Here is an 11609-nt window from a genome sequence, read left to right as displayed (position 1 = left end):
ACGGAAGTCTACTCCACGGGTCCGCCCCGGGGAAAGCCTCTCCTGGCCTCGCCCGGCCGTGCCGACCCCCCGGCCGGCTTCAGGCTGCCCGCCCGCGGCGGCTCCGTCTCAGGGCCTGGCACACGTCGAGCACCTCTTTGAGGGCCAGGTAGGGAGCCGTGACCGCAGGGCTGCACTGGACGAGCGTGGGGAACCACCGCTCCGCGGTGTTTCCGAAGGTCGCGCGCAGGGCGCGGAAGAGCTCGCGCTTTTCCCCCAGGTCGTCGTCGCCCGAGAGCTCGATGACCGTCTCGAACCTCTTGTCCCGGTGGGATACGCGCAGGGAGTCCCGGCGCACCTCCAGGTCGAACCCCAGGTCGCACAGGGCGCTCCAGCGGGCCTCGAACCGGCGTTGGAGGTCGAGGGGGACGGTTCTCCCGGGGGAGGCGCCGTCGGCCAGGAGGGCCGAGAGGTCGGGGGCTGCGGGCGGGGTAGACATGGGGTGCATCGCTGCTCCTCCCGGGGCTGGGGGCCAGGGGCGGTTCGCGCCGCGTCCGCGAGGCGGCGCGGTTGTCCGCGGTCGGGGCCCGGTGCTAGAGTGGGTCGGTGATGACCCGCGCCGTTGCAACCGAGGAAACCCCGTGCTATCTTCGCGCCCCTCTTATCGGCGAGGGGATGGGGTTTGCCTTAGCCGAGGCCGAGGAAGCCCTCGTGCGGGGGGAAGTGCCGGTGGGGGCGGTGCTGTTCTGGGGCGACCGGGTGTTGGCCCGGGCTCACAACCTCCGGGAGACCCGCGCAGACCCCCTGGCCCACGCCGAGTGCCTGGTCATCGCCGAGGCCGCGCGGCGCCTCGGGCGGTGGCGGCTGTCCGAGGCCACCCTGGTGGTGACCCTGGAACCCTGCCCCATGTGCATGGGTGCCCTGCTCCAGGCGCGCATCCCGCGCCTGGTATACGGGGCGCCGGACCCCAAGGCGGGGGCGGCGGGTACCCTCTACGACCTCTCGGACGACCCGAGGCTCAACCACAGGATCCAGGTGGTGCGCGGGGTGCGGGAGGAGGAGGCGGCCGAGCTCCTGCGCCGCTTCTTCCGGGGGAGGCGGGGTGTCGAGGGGCCCGAAGACTGATCGTTTGCGGAGAGGTGGCCGAGTGGTCGAAGGCGGCAGACTCGAAATCTGTTGTACCTTTACGGGTACCGGGGGTTCGAATCCCTCCCTCTCCGCCATCCTTTGAACCGGAAGGCCGGTCGGCGCCGGGCTGGTGCACGGTTTCCCGGGGGCCGGGTTTCACGCCCGGCCCCCGGGCTTGCCAGAGCTCCTTGAGAACCTGAGAAGAGGTGGGTTGTAGGGATGGCTGGGCCCTGCGCGACGCAGGCGCGGTGAACCCCGTCAGGTCCGGAAGGAAGCAGCGGCAGCCATGTCCTGTGGGCGCCGCAGGCAGCCTAGCCATCCCTCGAACCCGCCTCCCACCGCCCTCCCGCGAGTCCGGCCATGTCCTACCTCGTCCTGGCACGCAAGTGGCGCCCCCAGAGCTTCGAGCAGATCCGGGGCCAGGACCACATCGTGCGCGCCCTGCGAAACGCCATCACTTCGGGCCGCATCGCCCACGCCTACCTCTTCACGGGGATCCGGGGGGTCGGGAAGACCTCCGCGGCCCGGGTGCTGGCCAAGGCGCTCAACTGCGTCGACGGTCCCACTCCTACTCCCTGCAACACGTGTGCCTCCTGCGTGGAGATCACCGACGGACGCTCCGGCGACGTCCTGGAGATCGACGGGGCTTCCAACACGGGGGTGGACGACGTGCGCCGGCTCCGGGAGGCGGTGCGCTACCCGGCGGTGCGCGGACCCTACCGCGTGTACATCGTGGACGAGGTCCACATGCTCTCCACGGCGGCCTTCAACGCCCTGTTGAAGACCCTGGAGGAGCCTCCCGCCCACGTGGTGTTCGTGCTGGCCACCACCGATCCCCACAAGATCCCCGTCACGATCCTCAGCAGGTGCCAGCAGTTCGACTTCAAGAGGCTCTCCCTGCGGGAGATGACGTCCCTCCTGCGCGACGTGGCGGCGGCGGAGGGGATCGCCATCGACGACAAGAGCCTGGGCGCCCTGGCGCGGGAGGCCGAGGGCAGCGTGCGCGACGGCCAGAGCCTGCTCGACCAGGTCATCTCCTACTGCGGCCAGACCGTGACCTACGAGGACGTGCGCGACGTGCTGGGGGTGGTGGACCGAGACCTCCTTTTGGGGGTGGCCCAGGCAGTGGTGGAGCGGGATCCCCGCAGGGTGGTGGAGTCCCTGTCCGAGGCCGAGCGGTTCGGCTACGACGTGCGCCGGTTCGGCTACGACCTCCTGGACGTGTTTCGGGATCTGGCGGTGCTGCGGGCGCTGCCGGACGGAGCCGACCTGGTGGACCTCTCCCCCGAGGAGACGGCCTGCGCGGGCGAGTTCCTGGGCGAAGCCTCCTGGGAGGAGCTCCACGCCCTCTTCGACATGCTGGGGCGGGGTCTCGACGGCCTGCGCAGCGCCTCTCGGCCGGGACCCCTCCTGGAGATGACGCTGCTCAAGATGGCGAAGCTCCCCCCGGTTCTTCCCCTGGCCGAGGTACTCTCGCGGGTGCGGGAGCGCATGGGGGAAGGGGAGGGGGCCGTGTCGCCCCCTTCCCGTGGGCCCGAGGGACGCCCAGGCCGGCTCGCCCCGGGTTCCCCTGGGGCTCCGTCACGCGCTCCGGGGCCCGAAGCTGGGGGGGCTCGCCCGACGGAGAGCTCCCAGGGCCCGGTGGCCCCGGGAGCGGTCGTTCGGGCCCACGCGGAGCAGGGGGCCGCCGAGGTTGGGGCGGCGGCGGGTTCCCCCGAGCCGGCGGCACCTGCGGCGCCTTTCGGGCCGGAGACCGGGCCCCGGGACGGGGCAGCGGTGTGGGAGGCGCTGCTCCGGGGTGCGGAGACCGGAAACCGCCCCTTCTGGAACGTGCTCAAGGCCCACGGCAGCCTGGCCTCCTGGGACCCAGAAACCCGGGTGGCTGCGGTGGCCCTGGACGACCCGGGTCACGAGTTCTTCGTGCGGTCCAAGGCGGACCTCCTGACCCGGGTGCTCACCGAGGCGGCAGGCCCGGGGGCCCGACTCGAGCTGCGGTTCGACCAGCGACCGGCCCGGGGGCGCGACGGGGGGCGGGAGACGGATTGGGCGCGGAGCGCCAAGCGGGAGACCCTCGAGCACCCGTTGGTGCGCGAAGCCATGGAGATCTTCGAGGCAGACGTGGAGGAGGTCCGGGTGCTCAAGCCCTGACCTGCGCGGCACAGAAACCAGCCAGAGGAGGTGCGGCCGTGAAGGGACTCGGAAACATGATGCGCCAGGCGCAGCAGATGCAAAAGAAGATGGCGCAGATCCAGGAGGAGCTGGCCTCCCGCAGCGTGGAGGCCAGCGCCGGGGGGGGAATGGTGCGCTGCGTGGTGAGCGGCAAGCAGGAGCTGCTCTCCCTCACCATCGACCGGGAGGTCGTGGATCCGGAAGACGTGGAGATGCTTCAGGACCTGGTCCTGGCCGCCGTGAACGAAGGGGTGAAGAAGAGCCAGGAAATGGTGGCCTCGGAGATGGGCAAGATCGCTGGCGGCATGGGGCTCAACCTTCCGGGGCTGTTCTGAGGGAGGCCGGTGACGGGTGACGGTGGCTTCGTCGGATCGGTCGGATCCGCCGGATGGGCTTGATTCGGGAAGAACCGAGGGAGCGGCCATGGCGCGACAGGGGTTGGTGATCGTTCACACGGGCAACGGCAAGGGAAAGACGACGGCGGCCCTGGGTCTGGCCCTGCGGGCCGTGGGGCAGGGCCTGAAGGTTTCCATGGTCCAGTTCATCAAGGGGTCGTGGAAGTACGGGGAGCTTCGTGCTCCCGAGTTCCTCCCGGGCTTCGAGATTCGCCCCATGGGCAGGGGCTTCGTGGCCCTGGGGGGGAAGGAGCCCCATCCCGAAGACGTTGCCCTGGCCCGGGAGACCTTCGCCGCGGCGCGGGAGAAGGTGCTCTCCGGCGCCTACGACATGGTGATCCTCGACGAGGCGAACTACGCGGTGGCCTACGGGCTCCTGGACGTGGAGAGCGTGCTCGGGCTCATCCGCGAAAAGCCGCCCCAGGTGCACCTGGTGCTCACCGGTCGCGACGCCCGGCCCGAGGTGATCGAGGCCGCCGATCTGGTCACCGAGATGCGGGAGGTCAAACACGCCTTCCGCAAGGGAGTGAAGGCCCAGAAGGGGATCGAGTTCTAACGAGGCCCCGCCTCGGACCGTCGAGCCATGGGCGGGCCGGGGGCCTCCCCTGCGGCGGCGCAGGATCCCGTGAGCTCTTGGATGGTCCGAGGCCTTCCAGCGCGGGAGGGGAAGGGCATCTCGTGTCCGCAAGGGCATCCCCAAAGCCGCCTGCGCCGCCTCCGGGGAGACCCCCGGCCCGCTCCCCCCAAGCGTTGTGCGGCGGCCGGTGGGTCGAGCCGTAGGGTGGGCACCGCCCATCGAGACAGCGTGTCTTCTCGCCCGGGAGGGATGACTTGACCTATCCCGTGCTGACTCCCCAGGCAAAGGAGCTCCTGGCCCTTCGCTATCTGAGGCGGGGGCCAGACGGCGACCTCTGCGAGGACGAGGAGGGCTTCTTCCGCAGGGTGGCCGCGGGAGTGGCGGCAGCCCAGGCGCGGTTCGGGGGGTGCCCCGAGCCCAGGGCCGACCAGTACCACGACCTGCTGCGCAGCCTGCGCTTCCTCCCCAACTCCCCGGCCCTCATGAACGCGGGGCTGCCTTCGGGACAGCTCGCCGCGTGTTTCGTGCTGCCCCTGGAGGACTCCATCGAGTCCATCTACGATTCCCTCAAGCACATGGCCCTCATCCACAAGAGCGGCGGGGGCACCGGATTTGCCTTCTCGCGCCTGCGCCCCGAGGGCGACGTCGTGGCGAGCACGGGCGGGCAGGCGTCGGGCCCGCTCTCGTTCCTGGAGCTCTTCGACACCTCGACCCGGGTCATCCGCCAGGGAGGCCGGCGCCGGGGCGCGAACATGGCGGTGCTGCGCATCGACCACCCCGACATCCTGGCCTTCTGCCGGGCCAAGCTCTCGGGGCGGTTCGCCAACTTCAACCTCTCGGCGGGGGTTACGGATGCGTTCTTCCAGGCCCAGGCCCGGGGGGGCGACGTGGAGCTGGTCAATCCACGGGGCGGAGCCGTCTGGGGTCGCGTGCCGGCGGCGGAGATCTTCGACGCCCTGGTGGAGGGGGCCTGGGCCACCGGGGACCCGGGGGCGGTCTTCCTGGACGCGGTCAACCGCGAAAACCCGGTTCCGCGCCTCGGGCCCATGGAGGCCACCAACCCCTGCGGCGAGCAGCCGCTCCTGCCTTACGAGTCCTGCACCTTGGGGTCGCTGGTGCTCCCCCGGTTCCTGCGCAGCGGCACCCTGGACTGGGGAGCCCTGGAGGCGGCGGCGGGCCTGGCCGTGGAGTTCCTGGACGACTGCATCGAGGTCTCGGTACCCCCGGTGGAAGCCATCCGGCGGGCCAACCGGCGCACCCGCAAGGTGGGCCTTGGCGTCATGGGGTTTGCCGACCTCCTGGCGGCCCTGGGCATCCCCTACGCCTCCCCGGAGGCCCGGGCCCTGGGGCGGGAGGTCATGGCCCGCATCGAGGCCGCCGGGGTCGCGGCGTCCCGAGCCCTGGGGGAGCGCCGGGGAAGCTTCGAGGCGTTCCCGGGAAGCCGCTGGGAGCAGCGGGGGTTTCGGGCCATGCGCAACGCCACGGTGACGACCGTGGCGCCCACGGGCTCCATCGCGGTGCTGGCGGGGGTCTCCGGTTCCATCGAGCCCTTCTTCAGCCTGGCGTATACCCGGCGCATCCAGGGGCGTCCCGTGAGTTTTGGGCTCCACCCCCTGCTCGGGCCGGCGCTGGCGGCCTGCGGGGCTCCCCTGGAGCGGGTGGAAGCCCGGGTGCGCGCCGAGGGCAGGGTAGGTCACCTCCCGGCGGTCCCGGAGGCCGTGCGGCGCGTCTTCGTCACGGCCTTCGAGCTCGCCCCGGGAGACCACCTGGCGATGCAGGCCGCCTTCCAGGCCCACACCCACAACGCGGTCTCCAAGACCATCAACCTCCCGGCGGAGAGCCCCCGGGAGACCGTGGCCGGGATCTTTCGCCAGGCCCACGCCCTGGGGCTCAAGGGCGTGACCCTCTACCGCTACGGCTCCCTCCCGGAGCAGCCCCTGGAGGTGGGCGACGGGTGCACCCGCTGCGCGGGTTCGGCCCATGAGGCGGGTGCCGAGTAGCTCCTGGACAGGACGACAGGATGGGCAGGATGTAGAGTCCAGATCGAAATCGAAATCGATCCCGCCCCCGATCCCGATACCGATTCCGATCCCGACCTCCATGCCGATGCCGATACCGATACCGATCGGGCAAGGCAATCGGGGCTGACATGACCGGTCGGTCAGAGGCGCAGCCGCGTTTGCGCTCGCGGCGCCGTGACGACGCCGTTGCCGAAGGCCCGGTCGCCATCCTGCCCATCCTGTCATCCCGTCCACGGCCCCGGTTGCGCAAAAAGAGAAAGGGCGCGGCTCTCGCCGCGCCCTTTGCGCATTGCCGGCTGGCTTCTTGGCTCAGCTCCGGCGCCGGTCCCGGTCTCCCCGGCGCTGGGGGGGCGGGCTGCGGCCCTCGCGGGGGGCGCTTCCCGGCTCGTCCGGGTAGAGGGCTGCCCGGCGGGAGAGCTTGATGCGGCCGTTGGCCTCCACGTTGATGACCTTCACCGGTACGGTGTCGCCTTCCTTGAGGAAGTCGGTCACGTTGGCGACCCGCTCCTTGTCGATCTCGCTGATGTGCAGCAGGCCGTCGGTGCCGGGGAAGATCTCTACGAAGGCTCCGAAGTCCATGATCTTGCGGACAATCCCGTCGTAGACCTTGCCGACCTCCGCCTCCTGGGTGAGGTCGCGGATCATCTTGATCGCCTGCTGGGTCTGGGCCTCGTTGGTGCTCGCGATCCGGATCGACCCGTCGTCCTCGATGTCGACGCTGGTCTGGGTCACGGCGATGATGTTGCGGATGTTCTTTCCGCCGGGGCCGATGACGTCCTTGATCTTCTCCGTGCTCACGTGGATCACGGTGATGCGCGGGGCGAGCGGCGAGAGGCTCGGCCGAGCCGAGGTGAGCGCCTTGTCCATGCAGTCCAGGATGTGGAGGCGCCCCCGGCGGGCCTGCTCCAGGGCGGTGCGCATGATCTCCACCGTGATGCCCTGGACCTTGATGTCCATCTGGAGGGCCGTGATGCCCTCCCGGGTGCCGCCCACCTTGAAGTCCATGTCGCCCAGGTGGTCTTCGTCTCCCAGGATGTCGGAGAGCACCGCGAAGCGGGCGCCCTCGAGGATGAGGCCCATGGCGATGCCCGCCACCGGAGCGGAGACGGGGACGCCCGCGTCCATGAGGGCCAGGCTCCCACCGCAGATCGTGGCCATGGAGGAGGAGCCGTTGCTCTCCAGAACCTCGGAGACCAGGCGGATGGTGTAGGGGAAATCCTCGTGGGCGGGCAGCACCGCCTCCAGGGCGCGCTCGGCGAGCGCCCCGTGCCCGATCTCCCGGCGGCCGGGGCCCCGCAGGAAACGGGCCTCGCCCACGGAGAAGGGCGGGAAGTTGTAGTGGAGGAGGAACTTCTTGTAGTAGGACCCCTCGATGGCGTCGATGAGCTGCTCGTCGCTGGAGGTGCCCAGCGTGGGGACGACCAGCGCCTGGGTCTCGCCCCGGGTGAAGAGGGCCGAGCCGTGGGTGCGGGGCAGGATTCCCACCTGGCAGTCGATGGGCCGGATGTCCTCGAGCCCGCGGCCGTCGATGCGGCGGCCGTTTTCCAGGATCATGCGGCGCACGTGCTTCTTGGCGACCTCCTCGAAGGCGGCCTTGAACTCCTTCTCCTTGAGCTTCTCCGCCTCTCCCAGGGACGCCACGAGGGCGGCCTTGGCGGCCCGTACGGCGGCGGAGCGGGCCTTCTTGTCCCGCTCCTGGTAGGCGGCGACACCCAGCTCGGCGAAGCACGCGGCGGCCTTCTCGGCCACGGCCGGGTCTGCTTGGGGTGCCGGCGGGAGCGTGCGCTTGGGCTTGCCGACGGCCCGGGCGAGCTCTTCCTGGAGGGCGACCAGCCGCTGGATCTCGGCGTGCCCGAGCTCGATGGCGGCGAGCATCTCCTCTTCGCTGAGCATCTTGGAGCCGCTCTCCACCATGGTCACGGCGTCCTTGGTGCCTGCGATGATGAGGTTCAGGCGGCTCGTCTCGAGCTGCTGCAGGGTGGGGTTGACCACGAGCTTCCCGTCGACGTGGCCGATGCGCACCCCGGCAATGGGCCCCTGGAAGGGGATGTCGGAGATGGCCAGGGCCGCCGACGCCCCGATGAGGCCCACGATGTCGGGGTTGTTCTCCGTGTCGTGGGAGAGCACCGTGGCGATGACCTGGGTCTCGCTCGTGAAGCCCTTGGGGAACAGGGGCCGGATCGGCCGGTCGATGAGCCGGGAGGTGAGGGTGTCGGAGTCGGGCGGACGCCCCTCCCGCTTGAAGAACCCGCCGGGGATCTTGCCCGCGGCGAAGGTCTTGGTCTGAAAGTTCACGGTGAGGGGGAAGAAGTCGATCCCCTCGCGGCCTTCGGCCTCGGCCACGGCCGTTACGAGGACGGCGGTCTCGCCGTAGGTTACCAGCACGGCGCCGTGGGCCTGTCGCGCCAGTCGGCCGGTCTCGATCGTGAGGGTTCTACCCCCCACTTCCAGTGTGGCGGTCTTCACATCGAACAATGCAGCACTCTCCCGTCTCGGGTTGTGGAATGGGTTTTCGGGCCGGATGGAGTTCGTCTACTTGCGGATGCCGAGCCGGTCGATCACGTTGCGGTAGCGCTCGACGTCGCTGCTCTTCAGGTAGTCGAGCAGGCGGCGGCGCTGGCCGACCAGTTTCAGCAGACCTCGGCGGGAGGAGTGGTCCTTCTTGTGGAGCTTGAAGTGCTCGGTCAGGTAGCTGATCCGCTCGCTCAGGAGCGCGATCTGGACCTCCGGAGAACCGGTGTCGTTCTCGTGGATCCGGTACTGGTCGATCACTTCCTGCTTCTTTTCCGGGGTCATCACCATGTCCTCTATCCTCCTCGCTTCTCTCTTCCGTTTGTCGAGGCGGCGTCGCACAGCCCGCGAACCGCCAAATGATCGGCTTTTCTAACACAGGCAGGGGTCTGCCGTAAAGGAGCGAAGGACGGTTCGAGCGATGTGCCGAGAGCAGGGGGGATCGACCCGTCGCACCGTCCACATCGATATCGATATCGATTTCGACCCCGATCGCGACTTCGATTTCGATCGGGCAAGGGCAAAGGTGCTGTCACGCCTCAGCGGTTTGGGGCACAGCCTCGCCAGCTCTTGGGTCCGCGGAGGTCTCTAACCCGCGCCGTCAAACACCTTCACCGGCTGGAGGCAGCCCCCCTGGGGTCGGGCGACTGCCACCAGGGTGCCTCCCGGGCCGAACAGGGCGATGGGCCCCCCTTCGCCCTCCGGGACGCGGTGCAGCGCTCTGCCCTGGGCGATCTCACGGGCTTCTTCGGCAGAAATCGCGCACGCGGGGAGACCGTCGGCCATCCGCTCGGCAGGGAGCACCCAGGGCCAGGCCTCCGGGCCGGCCGCCACGACCTCCGCCAGGGACCGGGCGTCCCCCAGCCCAAAGGGGCCCGAGCGGATGCGGGTCAGCTCCCAGAGGGCCGCGGCGGTCCCCAGGGCCGACCCCAGGTCCCGGGCCAGGGAGCGCACGTAGGTTCCCGAGGAGCACGCGATCCGCAAGAGGACGTCGGGCCCTTCGATGCCCACGAGCTCGAGCTCGTGGATCTCCACGGTGCGGGGGGGGGGCTCCACGGCCTCTCCCCGCCGGGCCCTTCGGTGGAGGGACACCCCCTGCACCTTGACGGCGCTGTATACGGGGGGAATCTGGACGAAGGCCCCCCGAAACCGTGCCAGGGCCTCCTCGATCAGGCGGGGGCTCAGGGAGGGGACCGGCAGGGTCTCCAAGAGCCTTCCTTCCCGGTCGAGGGTGTCTCTGCGCTCTCCGAGCCGGATGCGGGCGCGGTACTCCTTGTCGTGCCCCACCAGGTACTCCAGGAGCCTCGTGGCACGCCCCAGGCCCACCAGGAGGACCCCGGTGGCGAGGGGGTCGAGGGTCCCGGCGTGTCCGGCCCGGGAAGCCCCCAGGGAGCGACGCACGCGCTGCACCGCCGTGTGCGAGGTGAGGCCCTCCGGCTTGTCCAGGACCAGGAGGCCCCAGGGCTCGGGGTACACCGCTCGTCAACCGGTCCGGCGCCAGCAGAGGAGCTCCTCGTCGAGCGCCTGCTCGATGCGCTCGAAGAGCCGCCGCTTGAGCTCGTCGAGGCTCCCCTCCACCGTGGCCCCGGACGCGTTTCGGTGCCCGCCGCCGCCCAGCTCTCGGGCAATGACGGACACGTCCACCCGCCCCTTGGATCGCAGGGCCAGCCGGTAGCGCCCCGGCGCCTCTTCGCGAAAGAGCAGGCCCACCTCCACCCCGCAGATGGAGCGGGGGTAGTTGACGAACCCCTCCACGTCCTCCACCCCGGTGTGGGTCTCCCGCATCATGCTCCGCGTGGCCACGACGCACGCCGCCTTGTCTCGGGGGGAGAGGGTGAGGGTCTCCAGGACCCGGCTCAGGAGGCGCAGACGGGCCACGGGCTGCTGGTCGAAGACCAGTTGGGAGACCGCGGCGGCGTCTACCCCTTTGGCTACCATGTGGGAGGCGATCTCGAAGGCCCGGGCGTTGGTGTTGGAGAACCGGAAACACCCCGTGTCGGTGAGGATGCCGGTGTAGATCGCGGTGGCGGCGCCGTATCCGATGGGGGCAGGCAGGGCCTGCAAGACGTCGTACACGAGCTCGGTGGTGGCGCAGGCCTCCGGGTCCACCAGGTTGGCGGCGCCGAAGTGCCCGTTGCCCGGGTGGTGGTCGATGTTGACCACGAGCCGGCCGTGCCCGAAGACCTCGTCGCCGAAACCGGTCCGGTCGGGGCTGCCGCAGTCCAGAAGGACCACCCGGTCGTAGATTTCCCCCGGATCCGGCATCAGGTGCACCCTCTCGGCCAGGGGCAGCCACGAGAGGTTGGCCGGGACGCCGTCGGCGTTGAGGAGGTCGCAGTGCTTGCCCAGCGCGCCGAGGCCTGCCGCCAGGGCCAGGCTCGAGCCGATGGCGTCGCCGTCGGGATTGTGATGGGAGACGATCAGGAAGCGGCTGCCCGAGAGCAGGGCGTGCCGGACCTCAGCGATCGGGTTCTTCCGGGGCATGGGAGAGGCCCTCGAGCAGCTCCTGCACATGCAGGGTCTGCGCCATGGTGTCGTCATACAGGAACCGCACGTCGGGTACGAGCCGCAGCTTGAGGCGCTGGCCCACCTCGCGGCGGATGAACGCCTGGGCGCTGGCGAGGCCCTGGGCGCTGGCCTTCCGGTTTTCCTCTTCCCCGAGAACGGTGTAGTACACCGTGGCCACCCGCAGGTCGGGTGAGACCTTCGCGCCGGTCAGCGTGACGAAGCCGATCCGAGGATCCTTGACGTCTTTTTGCAGGATCTGGGCTACCTCGTGGAGCAAGCTGTCGGCGACCCGCTGCGCGCGCCTGGTTTGCATGGCCTGTG

Annotated in this window: 11 protein-coding genes, 1 tRNA gene and 1 other RNA gene; 7 read left to right on the top strand and 6 right to left on the bottom strand. The window is 70.2% G+C overall.

Going from position 1 to position 11609, the window contains the following annotated elements:
* Positions 1–79 precede the first annotated feature (79 nt).
* On the bottom strand, positions 80–478 hold the full coding sequence (locus AB1578_04195; protein MEW6487101.1) for a hypothetical protein: 399 nt from the start codon (positions 476–478) through the stop codon (positions 80–82).
* Positions 479–654: 176 nt separating this feature from the next.
* Here AB1578_04195 and AB1578_04190 point away from each other — a divergent pair, with 176 nt between their 5' ends.
* From AB1578_04190 to AB1578_04160, 7 genes are all read left to right on the top strand, one after another.
* Positions 655–1104, top strand: a complete 450-nt coding sequence (locus AB1578_04190) for a nucleoside deaminase (protein ID MEW6487100.1) — start codon at positions 655–657, stop codon at positions 1102–1104.
* 8 nt (positions 1105–1112) lie between these two features.
* Positions 1113–1202, top strand: a tRNA-Ser gene (locus AB1578_04185).
* A 126-nt stretch (positions 1203–1328) separates the two neighbouring features.
* Positions 1329–1427: signal recognition particle sRNA small type (gene ffs / locus AB1578_04180), an RNA gene on the top strand.
* Positions 1428–1467: 40 nt separating this feature from the next.
* The gene (dnaX, locus tag AB1578_04175) at positions 1468–3255 is read left to right on the top strand and encodes a DNA polymerase III subunit gamma/tau (GenBank protein ID MEW6487099.1); all 1788 of its coding nucleotides are present in this window, start codon (positions 1468–1470) and stop codon (positions 3253–3255) included.
* A 38-nt stretch (positions 3256–3293) separates the two neighbouring features.
* Positions 3294–3611 carry a YbaB/EbfC family nucleoid-associated protein gene (locus tag AB1578_04170; protein MEW6487098.1) on the top strand — a complete coding sequence of 106 codons (318 nt, stop codon included), beginning with the start codon at positions 3294–3296 and terminating at the stop codon, positions 3609–3611.
* An 88-nt stretch (positions 3612–3699) separates the two neighbouring features.
* Positions 3700–4227 carry a cob(I)yrinic acid a,c-diamide adenosyltransferase gene (cobO, locus tag AB1578_04165; GenBank protein ID MEW6487097.1) on the top strand — a complete coding sequence of 176 codons (528 nt, stop codon included), beginning with the start codon at positions 3700–3702 and terminating at the stop codon, positions 4225–4227.
* A gap of 275 nt (positions 4228–4502) precedes the next feature.
* Positions 4503–6248 (top strand): adenosylcobalamin-dependent ribonucleoside-diphosphate reductase, encoded by a 1746-nt coding sequence (locus tag AB1578_04160; GenBank protein ID MEW6487096.1) that lies wholly within the window; start codon positions 4503–4505, stop codon positions 6246–6248.
* A 330-nt stretch (positions 6249–6578) separates the two neighbouring features.
* Here the strand turns inward: AB1578_04160 and pnp are convergent, their stop codons facing one another.
* From pnp to rbfA, 5 genes are all read right to left on the bottom strand, one after another.
* The gene (gene pnp / locus AB1578_04155; protein MEW6487095.1) at positions 6579–8735 is read right to left on the bottom strand and encodes a polyribonucleotide nucleotidyltransferase; all 2157 of its coding nucleotides are present in this window, start codon (positions 8733–8735) and stop codon (positions 6579–6581) included.
* Between the two features lie 66 nt (positions 8736–8801).
* Positions 8802–9071 carry a 30S ribosomal protein S15 gene (gene rpsO, locus AB1578_04150; protein MEW6487094.1) on the bottom strand — a complete coding sequence of 90 codons (270 nt, stop codon included), beginning with the start codon at positions 9069–9071 and terminating at the stop codon, positions 8802–8804.
* Between the two features lie 297 nt (positions 9072–9368).
* Positions 9369–10256: a tRNA pseudouridine(55) synthase TruB gene (gene truB, locus AB1578_04145; protein ID MEW6487093.1), complete on the bottom strand. Its 888-nt coding sequence runs from the start codon at positions 10254–10256 to the stop codon at positions 9369–9371.
* A 6-nt stretch (positions 10257–10262) separates the two neighbouring features.
* The gene (locus AB1578_04140; protein ID MEW6487092.1) at positions 10263–11264 is read right to left on the bottom strand and encodes a bifunctional oligoribonuclease/PAP phosphatase NrnA; all 1002 of its coding nucleotides are present in this window, start codon (positions 11262–11264) and stop codon (positions 10263–10265) included.
* Positions 11239–11601: a 30S ribosome-binding factor RbfA gene (gene rbfA / locus AB1578_04135; protein MEW6487091.1), complete on the bottom strand. Its 363-nt coding sequence runs from the start codon at positions 11599–11601 to the stop codon at positions 11239–11241. Before rbfA ends, AB1578_04140 begins: the two co-directional genes overlap by 26 nt.
* Between the last annotated feature and the right edge of the window lie 8 nt (positions 11602–11609).

Source organism: Thermodesulfobacteriota bacterium (assembly GCA_040756475.1).
GTDB lineage: Bacteria > Desulfobacterota > Deferrisomatia > Deferrisomatales > JACRMM01 > JBFLZB01.
Note: the sequence above shows the minus strand (reverse complement) of the source record. Positions and strands in the feature narration are given on the sequence as shown.